The following is a 15,123-nucleotide window of genomic DNA, read 5'->3' on the forward strand; positions in this document are numbered from 1 at the left end:
AACATTGAGATATAAAAGTAATTTATACCAAGAAGAAAGATGTCATCCAAGTAGCTTGACTACTTGGATCCAGATTGGATACTGAGTTGGAGTATAAAAGTATAGCTAACGCGAGCTCTGCGTCATACCGTGATTAATTCGCGGTATCTCAGCCGCTAACACATAGCGGGATGACAGCAATCCTACGTCATGCCGCCGCGAACCGTCATACTGCCGCAGATCGTCATACCGCGATTCATTCACGGTATCTCTTAGCATAGATCCCGCTAACAAGCAGCGGGATGACGAGGTTATCGTCATGCCACCACGAACCGTCATATCGCCGCAGACCGTCATACCGCGATTCATTCGCGGTATCTCTTAGCATAGATCCCGCTAACACGTAGCGGGATGAAGGTTTTCAGGGTAGCTGTCATCCGAGTAGCTTGACTACTTGGATCCAGAAAACTTAACTTTAAATAAGTGGCTGCATAATAAAGACTAGATTACAGCGTCACGCGCTGGAATGACACCATTTTCGGTCTCTTAAATTGCTTTAGCTACAAACATTAAGAAATTTACCAAGCGGAAAAAAAGGCAAAAGAAGCCCCGTGGTGCGAGTTTTGACTCTATATTACTGTAAGTGGCGCTGCAATAATGTGCTAACGCTTAAAATAAGCGCGATTTGGCTGAATGTAGAAAAAATTTAAAAGACATGCAGCCGCTATAATTTTATGTAATCCGCCAAAAAATACCCTAAGTTTTTTACTGAATTTTGTCATTGAGCCTGCAGGTCAAAAACAAGTTTTGAGTCATAAATACCCTTATTGTCATAATAAGGAGGCTGGCGAAGTTTGTCAAGTAAGTTTTTTCGTTTCTGCGGGCTACTTGAATAACGGCTACAATGTTTGTACAATTGTTCGTCATGCGCTGGAACCCGTTTTAGCCCTTATCTATATCTCAGTTCCACCAACAGTTATTGCGTCGACTTTGAGTGTTGGTTGACCAACTCCAACGGGCACATTTTGTCCATCTTTTGAGCATGTGCCAACACCGGGGTCCAACTTTAAGTCGTTGCCAACCATGGATACTTTTTTTAGCACTGTTGGCCCATCACCAATTAGTGTTGCTCCTTTGACTGGCTGTGTAATTTTACCATTTTCTATTAAGTAAGCTTCTGAAGATGAAAAAACAAATTTCCCTGACGTTATATCAACTTGCCCACCACCGAAATTTACTGCATACAGACCTTTCTTTACGCTAGATATTATTTCTTCCGGCGTATGTTTCCCTGGTAACATATAGGTGTTTGTCATGCGCGGCATAGTAACTTCTTTATAACTTTCTCTTCTACCATTACCAGTTGGATTCACACCCATGAGTTTAGCATTCATATGATCCTGCATGTAGCCTTTGAGAATTCCATCCTCTATCAACACATTATAACTGGGTGGAGTACCTTCATCATCTATGCTAATAGAACCACGCAAATTAGGCAGAGTTCCATCATCAACTACTGTGATGCCACTAGCTGCTACTTGTTTACCAATAGAATTTGAAAATGCTGAGACTCCTTTACAATTAAAATCGCCTTCGAGTCCATGACCCACAGCTTCATGCAACAATACTCCCGGCCAGCCCGGACCTAGAATAACTGTCATTTCTCCGGCTGGAGTTGGAATTGCTTCAAGATTTACCAGTGCTTGTTCCAAAGCCTGGTTTGCAACTTCTTTCCACTTTTTCTCAGAAATAAACTTACTATAAGAATCCCTTCCACCGTGTCCTGCGGAGCCTCTCTCGGTACGGCTATCCTTTTCTACAATGACTAGCACATTAAAACGTACCAGAGGCCTGATATCGCTTAATCTGTGATCACCCTTTATTATTTGTACGACTTGCCATTCTCCACTTAGAGTTATTTTTACTTGCTTCACGCAGTTATTTTTGGACCTTACATACTCATTAACCTCATTGAGTAGTTTAATCTTTGAATTCAGATCCATTTCATTTGTAGGGTTAATCCTCGAATATAGGCTTTTTGTCTCTTCGTTTAAATTTATTGAATTTGTCTTGTTTAAAGACACTGAGCTTTTTACCATAGAAGCAGCATTACTAATTTCTTTTTCGCTAATCTCAGAAGAACAAACGAAAGATGTACTATCCTCACAAAAAGACCTTAAACCAAATCCCCTTGTGGTATTCAAATCCACGTGTTTTAATATGTTATCATCGAAAATCAGGGACTCCGACTGGCAAAATTCTAGAAACAGCTCACCACCATCGCTATTGCTCAAAGCGTTATTGACTATTTTATATACGTTATTAATATTAACATTGTTTTGAGCGAAAAATATTTGATCTAGATTTGGCATTACCTTTGAACTAAAAATTGTTTAAGTATATTATTTAACTTTAACATAGTAAACTATAAAAAGCCCGGGTGGCGGAATTGGTAGACGCGCTAGCTTCAGGTGCTAGTAACTTTTTAAGTTGTGGAAGTTCAAGTCTTCTCTCGGGCACTTTTAGCTTCCATATTGCTTGTTGAATTAATTAATGCTACAATATAACGTATTAGGTAATATTTATGCTATGTATGGTGAAAAAGATAAGTTAGCCTACAGAAAGAAGGTACGAACTTACTCGAAACGCTTAGTTACTACACTATCTACTGCTTCTTTTATTGGATATATAGCAGCATTAGCCTTTAGTATTCCTGTCTTAAGTCTGTATTTTAGTATTGCCGGCACTATATTAAGTGTACTTTCGTTTGCTTTAAATATATGGTCATTAAAGGATCATTTCCTACAGCAGAAGCAACTTGGTGTAGCAGGACAAAAAAAACTAACAAAGATCTGTCTTGATATTACATCTAACGTTTCGTTTTTAATAGGAGGAATTGCATCTATATTGCCTCTCGAATCTCCTATCATTCCTTTTGTTTCTACTGCCTTTTTTATTCTAGGCTGTACCTTTATGGCAGCTAATATCGTTCGGACTTTGATCAGCAAACCACAGGCAGAAAAACCTACTGATACCCTCTCTCCATCTGTAAAAGCAGTTTAAGTGTCAACAAGTTAACTTATTTGACTTGTATAGGAATATTAGCTATAATATTAATAGTTTAATAATAAAAGAGGTTAGTATATGGATTTTTTAAACAGTCACCCAGATTTTTTTGAGGATAATGCTTATTATGTAATATCTGAATATAATACGGATAATCGAGATCTTACAGATCTTAGTACATATGTAGTAGAACGTGATGCATATGAGAATTTGGTATTCAAAAACTTATATACATATATACGTTCCGATGGAAACGTACATAAAGATATAATGCTTAATCCAAAATCTTTACAAATAGAAGAGAGGATAGAAGATAGCAGAATCGAACAGTGTTATACAAATAACTATAAGATAGATAATGGAACTTTATCTTTAGATGAGAGAGAATTAGTATTCAATATAACTCCAGGTAAATGGAATGATTCAACAGAGTTCAATGTAATTAGCATTAGAAAAGTATAAGTGAATTTAAAGCTTAGTGGTAAATAGGGGACTGAGTATCCTTATTTCAACATCAATTACTTGAATAGTTGCTCAAGCCATCAAAATAAAAATTTTTATTCAGTAATTTGTGTATAAAGGGTACTATTTTACTAGTAGTGAAATAAATCAGAATGAAGTCTATTTTATTAACGAGGCCTTTATTGGATTCGTTCAATACAAGAAATATATTGAGAAAGTATGGATACAAAGTTTTTATAGAACCAGTATTCACAATAAAGTACTTAAATCCTGATATATCTGCGTACGAATTTGACGTTGTGATATCTACAAGTAAAAACAGTGTAAAGGCTTTTAGTCAAATATGCAAAGAGGATGACTTTCCGATTATTACAGTTGGTAATTCAACCATGCAGGCTGCAAAAAATTTGGGATTTTCTGATATAATCTCAGCAGACAGCAACGTTGATGGTCTGATATCATTCATAAAAGCTCATTATTCAAACGCAATAAAGTTCTTGTATATAAGGGGACAAGAAGTATCATGTGACCTAAAAAAGAGATTATCTGAAGAAGATTTTAATGTAAGAGAAGTTGTACTCTATAAAACAATTATAAAAAGGAGTCTAACTAATAGGTGTAAAAATTTACTGTTGGATGGTAAAATTGATAGTGTTGCTTTTTTTTCCTCACAGACAGCAAGGGTATTTTGTTCATTAGTTCTAAAAAGTGGGCTATCTCATGTGATGAATAATACAGTTGCATATACCATGAGTAAAAACATTGCTGATAGTTTAAGGTTAATCAAATGGAAAAAAATTATAACATCGAGGTTGCCTACTGGGGAGAGTTTAATTGATATAATTAATAAGGATTGTTGATGCTAAAGATTGCAACTTGGAATGTAAACTCCATACGTAAAAGAGTTAACCAACTTTGTAGTTTTATAGTTGACAGTCAGATAGATATAGTTTTGCTGCAAGAGATAAAATGTACGGAAGAGCAATTTCCTTATGTAGAGATAGAAAAGTTAGGATATGAATATGCTATCTATGGACAAGTTGCAAGAAATGGCGTTTGTGTTTTATCTAAATATCCGATACTGGAAAAATTAAAAATTGATGTTGTAGAGAGTCATCAAGAAGCACGTTATATAGAATGTGTGATAAAACACACCAATCATAAGGTAAGGGTAGGAAGTGTATACGTTCCAAATGGTCAAAGCCCAGACTCTCATATGTTTGAGTATAAACTCAAGTTTTTTGATAACCTATATGAAAGGATGAGCACTTTGTTGAAAAATGAAGAGTTAACTATTATAGCTGGCGATTATAATGTTGCACTGGATGAAATTGATGTTTTTGATTCAAATTTATTGAATGGCCAAGTGTGCTTTCATATAAAAGAACGTGAGAAGTTAAGAGCAATCTTGAATCTTGGGTTTAAAGACACGTTTAGAATATCCCACCCCAATTTGCAACAATTCACTTGGTGGCATTATCAAGGCAATTCACTCAGAAACAATCAAGGAATGCGAATAGATTATATGCTATTATCGCCACAAGCTGTAGATAAATTGGAAACATGCTACGTAGATGATAGATTGCGTAAGCTAGAAAACCCGTCTGATCATACTCCTGTTGTATGCGTTATAGAATAATAGTAGACCTCTTACACAACTCACTTTATTGGCAAACTCAGGTAGTCTTACTTGGTTGCTGCCCTGTGGTTTTTTGCTGATCTAAAGTAACTTGTTCAAGCACAGTAGACTGCTCACTCTTTTGAGTAAGTTGCTCCTCAGTTGTTACAGCAGGTTGATTACCCTGCCCAGTTTCATTAACTTTGGATCCTAAAATTTTACTAATACCATCAAGAATTTTCCCATCCCATCCTTCTTTTTTCTTTTCATCTCGTGAATGAGGGTTATATAAAGTACCTTTTTTGTCATTTGAAAAAAGAACCTCCACTCCCCCTTTTATGGCGAATATTGTACCAATAACGGCAGCAACTATCGCGAGTGTAGTAGGACCAAAAATTAATATTGAAGCAATGGAAAAAGAAATAGGAAGAAAAATCTTACGTAAGAATGCTGTTGCCATCTCTTCATCACTGAGTGGTGGTTCATCCTCTTCTTTTTTATCTTTACCTAAGAATGGTATTTTTTCTTTCACCCCATTCATAAAAGAGCTGGAAATATTTTTTGGGTCTATCTTTATTCCAAGCGGCCACCCAGCAAGCTTTATGAGTGAATCTTTAGCTTCTGTACCGCGTATATCAGCTACACATTCAGCTACTTCTTGCTTTATTTTGTCATTCTTTAAATTCTCTTCACTAGCTAAATTTTTTTCTCTAATTTTTTCAAATACGGAAAGTAAAAGCTGACAAAAGTTTTCTTCACTTAGTAACTTTATATCTTCTTGATTAATATTATTGAATATACCTTCATGATTTTTTGATATAAAAGTAAAAATTTTCTTTTCATTTCCATTCTGTAATCGCTCTAATCGTTCATCTAATGACTTCAGATCATCCTGTAATTCTTGTTTTTCTCGATCTGGAAGTTCTTCTTTCAATTTCTGTTCCTTCTTTTCTATTTCCTGTTTCGTTTGCTTTTTTAGATTTTCTAGAGTTTCTGGATTTTCTAAAGTATCTAGGAAAGCACGATAGATTAACTGGTGCTCCTCGTTTTTAAATTTAAAAACTTTCTCATCTTTGTTAGTTACCTGATTTGAAGGCTCCAAATTCTTTGTTTGTGGAGTTAATATTTTTGTCATAACTGAGTTACTCACATTTACTATACTTTAATTGTAGCATATTTTTCATATTAATTCAAATAATCTATACTCTTAGAATCCGCCATGTTTAAGTCATAATTAAGAGCCCAGTTGTCGCCAATTTTTATTTCTACTTCAAGTGGTATAGAAATTTCTATTGCATTTTCCATTACGTCTTTCATAAGTTTTGCTGTTTCTTGTACCTTTTCGTCTTCTACTTCAACCAGTAGTTCATCGTGAACTTGGAGGATTATTTTACCTACTTTTAACTGATCAAAAAGCTGAATCGTCGCACGTTTTATTATATCAGCAGCAGTTCCTTGCAGTGGTGCATTTATCGCTGACCTTTCTGCAAATTGTCTTACATAAGGAATTGTATTGTTTATGTCTCTTACAAAGCATCTCCTGCCAAACAAAGTTTCTACATAACCATGCAATCTTGCGATAGACACTGCTTTTTCCATATAGGCCTTTATTTCTGGGTAACAGGAAAAATAGTAATTAATGTATTCAGCAGCTTCCGCAATGGTAATTCCAAGCCGTTTTGCAAGGCCAAACGGGCTGATTCCATATATAATTCCAAAATTAATGGATTTTGCTTTGCGTCTTAATTGCTCATCTATTTCTTGCACTCCAAAAACTTGCCTAGCGGTGATATCGTGAATATCTTGTCCGTTTGCAAAAGCTTCTTTAAATGCTGCAACGTTTGCAACGTGTGCCAGGAGCCTCAATTCTATTTGCGAATAGTCAGCAGAGATTATCTTGCACCCTTTTGGCACAATAAATGCTTGTCTGATAAGATTTCCCTCTTCGCTTCTGATAGGAATATTCTGTAAATTAGGATTGCTGGAGCTCAGCCTTCCAGTTGCAGTTGCAGTTATTGAAAAGCTTGTGTGTATTCTATCATCGAGCGGATCAACCTGTTTTATTAATGCATCAGTGTAGGTACTCTTCAATTTACTTGAATGTCGCCAACTTAAAATTTTACCTGCAATTTCTACCCCTTCTTCTTCGAGTGCCTCTAGAACTTCATAATTGGTGCTATACGATCCAGATTTTGACTTTTTCTTTTTATTAAGCCCCATTTTATTAAATAAAACATCACTTAATTGTTTTGGTGACGCAATGTTGAATTTCTCCCCTGCCAAATTATATATCTCACTTTCAAGTACAGCAATTACCTGCTGAAATTTATCGGACAGCTCCTGTAATTTTTGAATATTTAGCAATATTCCATTTTTCTCCATATTAAATATCACTTTCATAAGTGGCTTATCGAAGCGCTCGTAAATTGTGAACAATTTTTCCTGAAATAACCTTTGCTTTAGCTTTTCATGAATTGCTATTAAAGTTTTTGCCGAGAAAATTTCTGCATTTTCACTCAAATTATGCGCAACTATGTTTGGAATACTGTGATCATGTTTTCCTGTATCCAAGCTATACGACATTATCATCAAATCATCAACTGAATCTAGCATCTTCTCCACTGCAGGGAAGATTTTCCTCATCTCTTTAATGTTATGTATTATTTTAAGCACCCCATTTGAGAGTAAAGTTGAGTTGATTGTAATGAGTGCATTTTGTATGCTATCTTGCTCTATACAAAAAATATTACTTTCGCTATAAGATAGACTTAATACATTGTTTTCAAGGTGGTAATGAATTGCAATTTTGCCTTCATATCTACAATGCTCCAAAAATTTCTCTAACTCTTCACTACTATATTCTATTTTCTCTTTTGTGCTAGATCCATTATAGGAAAAAAGCTTTTCTATTTTACCTATTAAGGAATTGAATTCATACTTCTTTAAAAAGGATAATAGTTTTTCCATATTTGGAGGGCGAACTTCACATTTTGCAATATCATGTTGAAGGTCTACTTTTTCGCATAGTGATAAAAGTTCTCTTGAAATTAGCGCTTTTTCCTTATGTTCAGCAAGAATATTACGAATCCTCGTTTGCTCGATGTTATCAATGTTCTCTATAATATTATTCAATGAATCAAATTCATCTAGTAATTTAGCTGCAGTCTTCGGACCTATTCCCGGAACGCCTGGAATGTTGTCAGATGCATCACCAGTTAGAGAAAATAAATCAAGAAGCTTGTGTGAGTTTACACCAAATTTTTCTATTACTTGTTTTTCATCTATATATATATTTTTAATGGGGTCGAATATTAAAATATTGTGGTTCAAGAGTTGAAATAAATCTTTATCTGATGAAACGACTACCACTTTAAAGTCTTGGTGGTTGGCGTATTTTGCAGCTAGTGTTGCGATTATGTCATCTGCTTCATAACCTTCAATTTCTTCATAGCTGAGGTTAAAAGCTTCTACCGCTTCCCTCAGTATGGTGAACTGTGGAATTAGATCCTCAGGAGGCGTTACTCTGTTTGCTTTGTATTCAGGATATAAATTGTGCCTAAAATTCTTTTTTCCTGCATCAAGTGCTATAGTTAAGTAGTCCGAATGGGCAATGTACTTAAGAACCATATTCAGAAAGCCATATACACCACCTATTGGCATTCCTGTTGTGGTAATTAAGTGAGGTAGTACATAGTAAGCTCTGAAAAGAAAACCATAGCCATCGATGATTGTGAAAGTTTTTTCTTTCATTGTAGATATTTATGCGTGCTTTTGATGGTCCACTATTTAGCTGCGAAAATCAAGTTTTTGTTTTTCTGCTTTTGAGCATTGTAAGAGATTCTGCCGAAAATAGCATTCATGCATGGTTATACCAATTAGACTTCTTGCATAACCATATAACATTGGGAATAGAAACGAAAAAGCTACTTGACAAACTCCGCCAGCCCCCTTATCATGAAACTGAAGGTATTCAGTTATCTTCATCTGTGCAGATTAAACAGCAAGAAAACAACGTAGTTGGCGTCTTATTTTTAATTTTTTGCACTATGTGCACCTTATGTCTTCACAACATTTCTAGGTTTTTGCCTATATAAGCTGAAACGCGCTTATAAGTCGTTTAAGACAGTATAGTACGCCAATTTGCAGGATTAGAGAGTGACAACTAGCTAACACGGGGTTTCTTTTGCCTTTTTTTCTGCTTAGTAAATTTCTTAAACATTTTAGCTAAGGTAAGTTGTATTTAAAAGCAGCTAAATTGCAGTGTTTAAGACTTAAAAAACGCCAATGTTTTTAAATAGATATTAATCGGGGCTTCTTTTGCCTTTTTTTTTATTTGGTAAATTTCTTAATATTTGTGGCTAAACGACAATCGTCATCCCGCTGCTTGTTAGCGGGATCTAGAGATACCGCGGCGGTATGACGGTTCGCGGTGGCATCTCGTCATCCCGCTACTTGTTAGCGGCTAAGAGATACCGCGGCGGTATGACGGTGTAGATGATGGTTAAGTAACTCGTCATCCCGCTACTTGTTAGCGGGATCTAGAGATACCACGGCGGTATGACGGTGTAGATGATGGTTAAGTAATTCGTCATCCCGCTGCTTGTTAGCGGGATCTAGAGATACCGCGGCGGTATGACGGTTCGCGGTGGCATCTCGTCATCCCGCTACTTGTTAGCGGCTAAGAGATACCGCGGCGGTATGACGGTGTAGATGATGGTTAAGTAATTCGTCATCCCGCTACTTGTTAGCGGCTAAGAGATACCGCGGCGGTATGACGGTGTAGATGATGGTTAAGTAATTCGTCATCCCGCTGCTTGTTAGCGGGATCTAGAGATACCGCGGCGGTATGACGGTTCACGGCGGTATAGTAATACCAATTCCCACTATGTAAAGAACAGATAGACAATAATGGGAAAGAAGTGATACTAAAGTAGATAAAATAGAGAGGTATAAATGGCATTAAGGTCAAAACTATTAGACGAAAAAGTTGTAAATTTGGCGAAAGAAATGTTAAAAAAGGTCAGAAATAACGCATATGTTTCAAAAAAGTTACAAGCGGTGATAGTAGGAAAAGAAAGTAGTATAAGCGCTGTGGCAAGAATATGTAAAATTTCAAGGACTGCTTTGACTGAATGGATAAAGCATCTAAAATTTGGTAGAGTAGAAAGATTATTTGCCCCGTCTCAACGGCGAAGGAAAAGCAAATTAAACAAAAATCAACGTGAGCAAATTGAAATATGGGTAGAAAGAAATCCAAATATTACTATTAAGGAAGTGCAAATAAAAATCTCAGAGGAATTTGGCCTAAACATTAGCAAATCAACAGTGCACCGTGAGATACAAAGGATGAAATTTTCTTACATAACACCGAGGCCAATTCACCATAAACAAGATAAAAAAAAGCAAGAAGAGTTTAAAAAATACTTCAATAAAATAGTCAATTCCCACCCTGAAAAGGAGGTATTTTTTTGATGAATCACGATTTGGAACTCATTCAAAAATCGGACACGGATGGTTTAAAAAAGGGGTCAGAACGCAGGTTAAAATGAAAATTGGTAGACAAAATTTCTATATCTACAGTGCAGTAAATCCAAGAAGTGGTAAGAAAATTAGCCTACTTGCTCCATATGTAAACACTGATTGTATGAATATATTTCTGGAGCAGATGTCGAAAGATTTAGGCACGAAAAAAGTCTTTCTTGTAATGGATTGTGCAGGTTGGCATAGATCAAAAAGTTTGAAATTTCAGGAAAACATTACCATTATATACTTGCCTCCTTATTCACCGGAACTGAATCCTGTTGAGAGGCTGTGGCAATATATCAAACACAATACTTTACGCAACAGAGTCTACGATACCATAGGCTTACTTGAAGATGTTCTGTGTAATTTTATTGTCAGTATTTCCAGCACTACTATTAAACGAGTTTGTAATGTTTCTTATTTGTTCGATTAGTAATGGAATTTGGTATAACTCGTCATCCCGCTACTTGTTAGCGGCTAAGAGATACCGCGGCGGTATGACGGTGTAGATGATGGTTAAGTAATTCGTCATCCCGCTACTTGTTAGCGGGATCTAGAGATACCACGGCGGTATGACGATTCGTGGCGGTATGACGGTCTGCGGCGATATGACGGTTCGCGGTGGCATGACGATAAGCTCGTCATCCCGCTACTTGTTAGCGGGATCTATGCTAAGAGATACCGCGAATGAATCGCGGTATGACGATGAATGAATCGCGGTATGACGGTTCGCGGTGGTATAGTAACTCGTCATCCCGCTACTTGTTAGCAGGTGAGATACCGCGGCGGTATGACGGTTCGCGGTGGTATGACGATAACCTCGTCATCCTGCTACGTGTTAGCGGATGAGATACCGCGAATGAATCGCGGTATGACGGTCTGCGGCAGTATGACGGTTCGCGGTGGCATCTCGTCATCCCGCTACTTGTTAGCGGGATCTAGAGATACCATGAATAAATCACGGTATGACGTGTTAGCTATACCTTTTTTCTACTTAGCTTGGGTTATACAAGAAGTCTAATGAAGTGAAAATAAATTTATTTACCAAAATAGAGTTGCCTTGGTCTACAGATCTTAGTTTCTTTATCATTTATCATTTCATACCACTGAGTAACCCAACCAGTGGTTCTTGCAAGTGCAAAAATAGGCGTGAACATATTTGAGGGAATATCGATAGCATTCATTATTATACCTGAGTAAAAATCAACATTTGGATATAACTTACGCACGATAAAATATTCATCCTTTAAAGCTATTTCTTCAAGTTTTTTTGCAATTTTGAGCAATTCATTATTTTGTTCTAGTTTACTTAGAACCTCATGACAAGCGTCTTTCAATATCCGCGCGCGCGGATCATAATTTTTATAAACACGATGTCCAAATCCCATCAATTTAAATGGATCTTTATCATTTTTAGCTTTTTCGATGAATTTATCTATATCTTCACTTTGCTCTATCTCTTTTAGCATATTTATAACTGCTTCATTAGCTCCACCATGTGCTGGTCCCCAAAGTGTAGCAACTCCTGCAGAGAGGCTTGCAAACAGATTAGAGCCAGCCGATCCCACCAATCTGACAGCCGCCGTAGAAGCATTCTGTTCATGATCAGCATGGAGAGTAAATATTTTATCCAGAGCTTTTGCAAAAAGGGCGCTTTTATCATTATCAACAGCATCGCCAAATATCATCTTTAAGAAATTTTCACTGTAACTTAATTCATTGTTAGCATTTATGAATTCCTGATTGTTGATATGCCTATAAATCATTGCAACAATTGCAGGAACTTGTGCTATTGCAGAAATTCCAAAATCTAAATCTTCACCATTGACATTGTTGCCATGTGTTTCATGGTAAGATGCTGACAAATTTGCAAAACATGCAACTAAAATCGACATAGGGTGAGCAGTTTTTGGAAATGCTTTGATTACATTTGTAACTTGCTCTGATACTTTGGATGATTCTTGTATTTTGAGAAGAAATTTTTTGTGTTGCTCTGAACTGGGTAGTTCACCATAGAGTAATAAATAAATCACAGCAGTAAAACTATTATTCTCTGCCAAATCAGCTATATCATGTCCCCTATATTTAAGAACTCCTTCATCTCCATCAATAAATGTAATCGAAGAAGAACATGAAGCTGTGGAAACAAACCCCGGATCATAAGTGAATAATCCTGTCGTCTTATATAAATCCTTGATATTTAACACGTCAGGACCTATTGTTCCACTTAATATGGGTAGCTCAATTTTTAATCCATTACTTAGTTCTAATAGCACTTTTTTATCCATCACTTAAGCTACTTAAATTTTATACAGAATATACAAACTGAAGAGTATATATTAATACAGTTAACTTTACATTAACCGTATTAAGCGGTCATCAATGCTTTTACTTTTGCATTTAAGCGACTTATTTTACGCGCAGCAGTATTCCTATGAATAACACCTTTATTCACACACTTGTGTAAATTAGATTCAGCATTCCGAAATGCCAGAACAACATTTTCTTTGTCGCCAGACTTGATTATATCAACCAATTTTCTAATAGCGGTGCGAGTTTTACTTTTCCGCATCTTATTTATTAAAGTGCGCTTTGCTATTACCTTTATCATTTTTTTAGCACTCTTATGATTTGCCATATATTAATACCTAAAATACTGTACTTTTTTTTTAATTATAAAGTTTTTTTGTTAATTTGCAATATCAGTTTTTTCTATGGTTAATCTACTGCTTCTCTCTTCAATAATTTTTTCTAAACTTTGCAAGAATTCATTTTTGTTTAACCCAGGATATATTGGGGGCAATATTTCTATTACTGCCTTTCCGGGATTCTTTCTCAGAGAAAGTATGCTTTTTGGCCAAAACAAACCAGTCTTTAAAGCAACCGGTAACACAGGAACAGATAATACGCTATATAAAGCAGCAATACCTGATTGATATTTTATATTTTGGTTTATAGTCGTTCTTGTACCTTCAGGAAATATTATTATGCTTCTATTTTCTTTTATACGCATTTTTGCTAGTTTAATTATATGGCGTATAGAACTGATACCATCTGAACGGTTAATAAAAATCATTTTCAGCGCTATAAGATGTAAACCAATGAATGGAATCCATTTCAATTCACGTTTTAAAATAAAAACCGCTTTTCTAAATAGTAGTATAAAAATAAATGTTTCAAATGGAGATTGGTGTTTAGATGCAATGATAAAAGGTTGCTTAGGAATGTTTTCCATTCCCCTCACTTCATATTTAATGCCACATAATAAACGCAGCATGAATAATACAACTCTCACCGAACAGACGAGGAAAATGGTTATTACATACTCAGGAAAGAAAATTACAGGGAGAGCAATTAAAGTATAGAATACTTCCCATAATATAAGGAAGAAATTAAACAATAAACTTGAAATCACAAACTCACATAAACTTATTTGAATTTAACTTTACTACAAATTAAAAGCAATAAGTTTAATTATTGATCATCTGAGTAATAGGATGCGAATCAGCTAATTTGTCCTTTAACTTTTCGTTAGCAATATGAGTATATATTTGTGTTGTAGAAAGGTTAGTATGGCCAAGAACTTTCTGTATCAACACAATATTTGCTCCGCTATCCAGTAGATGGGTAGCAAAAGAATGCCTAATCACGTGTGGAGAGATCTTATTTTCATCAATATTGCATTTTCTTGCTAACTCCTTCATTAATTGACCGACCCTCTGCCTTGTAATTGGTTTATTAGGTTTATCACCTGAGAATAGCCAATCGGATTCCTTTTCGTTAGGGATCAGATTGTCACGAACTGATAAATAATTTCTAAGGCTCTGCAATGCTTGTTCATTAAAAAGAATTTGCCTCTCTCTACCACTTTTTCCTTTTATTATTATATAGCATTCTTTGTTATTACTGTTTATTAAATGTGACACTTCACATAACTTCATATCAATTAGTTCAGAAACACGCATTCCAGAAGAGTAAAGGATATCTAAAATCGCACATAGCCTTTTACTGCTTATCTCTTTATTCGATTCGCTTGCTGATTTTCTCACTGCGTCCATTAGCAAAAATATTTCTTCGACACTTAAATACTTAGGCAAAGGACGAGAAACTTTTGGATTCTTTAATTCAGCATCATTAGCCGGTGCTGGATTAAAATCTATTATTCCGTCATTAAATAGACACTTATAGAAATTTTTCATAGCGGATATTTTTCTTGATATAGAGCTACTTTTATATTTTTTTTGTGTACATAGATATTTCACATAATCTTTAATATTGGTTTTGTTTACGCCAACCAAGGTAGTGCCGCTTTCTAATAAAAATTCTTCAAACTGGTGTAAATCCGAACGATAACTTTCCAGAGTATTTTGTGTAGCGGACCTCTCTGAAGCCAAAGCATCTATGTAATATGTTATGTAAAGATTTTCTTTTTTATTTTGCGACTGTTTATTTTTCATTATCAGCTCCTATATTTA

The 15,123-nt window shown here is 35.6% G+C and carries 13 protein-coding genes and 1 tRNA gene; 7 read left to right on the top strand and 7 right to left on the bottom strand.

The window, feature by feature from the left end:
- Window positions 1–932: 932 nt before the first annotated feature.
- Entirely contained in the window at window positions 933–2,351 is a 1,419-nt protein-coding gene (tldD, locus tag ABWU36_RS03410; RefSeq protein ID WP_353272997.1) for a metalloprotease TldD, read from the bottom strand.
- 62 nt (window positions 2,352–2,413) lie between these two features.
- Between tldD and ABWU36_RS03415 the strand changes: the two genes are divergently transcribed.
- The 5 genes from ABWU36_RS03415 to ABWU36_RS03435 all read left to right on the top strand — a co-directional run bounded on the left by ABWU36_RS03415 (window position 2,414) and on the right by ABWU36_RS03435 (window position 5,146).
- Window positions 2,414–2,498: transfer RNA gene (locus ABWU36_RS03415), tRNA-Leu, on the top strand.
- A gap of 70 nt (window positions 2,499–2,568) precedes the next feature.
- Window positions 2,569–3,042 carry a hypothetical protein gene (locus ABWU36_RS03420; protein ID WP_264688469.1) on the top strand — a complete coding sequence of 158 codons (474 nt, stop codon included), beginning with the start codon at window positions 2,569–2,571 and terminating at the stop codon, window positions 3,040–3,042.
- An 81-nt stretch (window positions 3,043–3,123) separates the two neighbouring features.
- Window positions 3,124–3,507 carry a hypothetical protein gene (locus ABWU36_RS03425; protein WP_253309343.1) on the top strand — a complete coding sequence of 128 codons (384 nt, stop codon included), beginning with the start codon at window positions 3,124–3,126 and terminating at the stop codon, window positions 3,505–3,507.
- Window positions 3,508–3,659: 152 nt separating this feature from the next.
- On the top strand, window positions 3,660–4,367 hold the full coding sequence (locus ABWU36_RS03430) for a uroporphyrinogen-III synthase (protein WP_264687969.1): 708 nt from the start codon (window positions 3,660–3,662) through the stop codon (window positions 4,365–4,367).
- A complete protein-coding gene (locus tag ABWU36_RS03435) occupies window positions 4,367–5,146 on the top strand; it encodes an exodeoxyribonuclease III (protein ID WP_253309345.1) in 780 nt (259 codons plus the stop codon). The genes ABWU36_RS03430 and ABWU36_RS03435 overlap by 1 nt, the downstream gene beginning before the upstream one ends.
- A 37-nt stretch (window positions 5,147–5,183) precedes the next feature.
- Here the strand turns inward: ABWU36_RS03435 and ABWU36_RS03440 are convergent, their stop codons facing one another.
- Together ABWU36_RS03440 and polA are read right to left on the bottom strand one after the other, a co-directional pair.
- Complete coding sequence (locus tag ABWU36_RS03440; RefSeq protein ID WP_406719585.1) at window positions 5,184–6,251, bottom strand: hypothetical protein; 1,068 nt, start codon at window positions 6,249–6,251, stop codon at window positions 5,184–5,186.
- A 59-nt stretch (window positions 6,252–6,310) separates the two neighbouring features.
- Window positions 6,311–8,875 (bottom strand): DNA polymerase I, encoded by a 2,565-nt coding sequence (gene polA, locus ABWU36_RS03445; protein WP_353272998.1) that lies wholly within the window; start codon window positions 8,873–8,875, stop codon window positions 6,311–6,313.
- Window positions 8,876–8,886: 11 nt separating this feature from the next.
- Here polA and ABWU36_RS03450 point away from each other — a divergent pair, with 11 nt between their 5' ends.
- The gene (locus ABWU36_RS03450; RefSeq protein ID WP_353272999.1) at window positions 8,887–9,219 is read left to right on the top strand and encodes a hypothetical protein; all 333 of its coding nucleotides are present in this window, start codon (window positions 8,887–8,889) and stop codon (window positions 9,217–9,219) included.
- Window positions 9,220–10,078: 859 nt separating this feature from the next.
- Window positions 10,079–11,081, top strand: a protein-coding gene (locus tag ABWU36_RS03455) for an IS630 family transposase (RefSeq protein ID WP_353272868.1) whose coding sequence is annotated in 2 segments (ribosomal slippage) — window positions 10,079–10,588 and window positions 10,590–11,081 — 1,002 coding nt in all. Because the reading frame shifts where the segments join, the coding sequence is not laid out codon by codon here.
- Window positions 11,082–11,685: 604 nt separating this feature from the next.
- Here ABWU36_RS03455 and ABWU36_RS03460 read toward each other — a convergent pair.
- The 4 genes from ABWU36_RS03460 to ABWU36_RS03475 all read right to left on the bottom strand — a co-directional run bounded on the left by ABWU36_RS03460 (window position 11,686) and on the right by ABWU36_RS03475 (window position 15,105).
- Complete coding sequence (locus ABWU36_RS03460) at window positions 11,686–12,936, bottom strand: citrate synthase (protein ID WP_353273216.1); 1,251 nt, start codon at window positions 12,934–12,936, stop codon at window positions 11,686–11,688.
- 80 nt (window positions 12,937–13,016) lie between these two features.
- Window positions 13,017–13,286, bottom strand: a complete 270-nt coding sequence (rpsT, locus tag ABWU36_RS03465) for a 30S ribosomal protein S20 (RefSeq protein WP_006279236.1) — start codon at window positions 13,284–13,286, stop codon at window positions 13,017–13,019.
- A 51-nt stretch (window positions 13,287–13,337) separates the two neighbouring features.
- Entirely contained in the window at window positions 13,338–14,063 is a 726-nt protein-coding gene (locus tag ABWU36_RS03470; protein ID WP_353273000.1) for a lysophospholipid acyltransferase family protein, read from the bottom strand.
- A 55-nt stretch (window positions 14,064–14,118) separates the two neighbouring features.
- Window positions 14,119–15,105, bottom strand: coding sequence for a tyrosine recombinase (locus ABWU36_RS03475; RefSeq protein WP_353273001.1), 987 nt, complete (start codon window positions 15,103–15,105; stop codon window positions 14,119–14,121).
- Window positions 15,106–15,123: the final 18 nt, after the last annotated feature.

Source organism: Wolbachia endosymbiont (group A) of Portevinia maculata (assembly GCF_964028525.1).
Taxonomy (GTDB): domain Bacteria; phylum Pseudomonadota; class Alphaproteobacteria; order Rickettsiales; family Anaplasmataceae; genus Wolbachia.

Coding starts and splice junctions, on each gene's coding strand:
- rpsT (WP_006279236.1), bottom strand. CDS start 13,286: ATGGCAAATCATAAGAGTGCTAAAAAAATGATAAAGGTAATAGCAAAG.
- ABWU36_RS03425 (WP_253309343.1), top strand. CDS start 3,124: ATGGATTTTTTAAACAGTCACCCAGATTTTTTTGAGGATAATGCTTAT.
- ABWU36_RS03420 (WP_264688469.1), top strand. CDS start 2,569: ATGTATGGTGAAAAAGATAAGTTAGCCTACAGAAAGAAGGTACGAACT.
- ABWU36_RS03450 (WP_353272999.1), top strand. CDS start 8,887: ATGCGTGCTTTTGATGGTCCACTATTTAGCTGCGAAAATCAAGTTTTT.
- ABWU36_RS03430 (WP_264687969.1), top strand. CDS start 3,660: ATGAAGTCTATTTTATTAACGAGGCCTTTATTGGATTCGTTCAATACA.
- polA (WP_353272998.1), bottom strand. CDS start 8,875: ATGAAAGAAAAAACTTTCACAATCATCGATGGCTATGGTTTTCTTTTC.
- ABWU36_RS03475 (WP_353273001.1), bottom strand. CDS start 15,105: ATGAAAAATAAACAGTCGCAAAATAAAAAAGAAAATCTTTACATAACA.
- tldD (WP_353272997.1), bottom strand. CDS start 2,351: ATGCCAAATCTAGATCAAATATTTTTCGCTCAAAACAATGTTAATATT.
- ABWU36_RS03460 (WP_353273216.1), bottom strand. CDS start 12,936: ATGGATAAAAAAGTGCTATTAGAACTAAGTAATGGATTAAAAATTGAG.
- ABWU36_RS03435 (WP_253309345.1), top strand. CDS start 4,367: ATGCTAAAGATTGCAACTTGGAATGTAAACTCCATACGTAAAAGAGTT.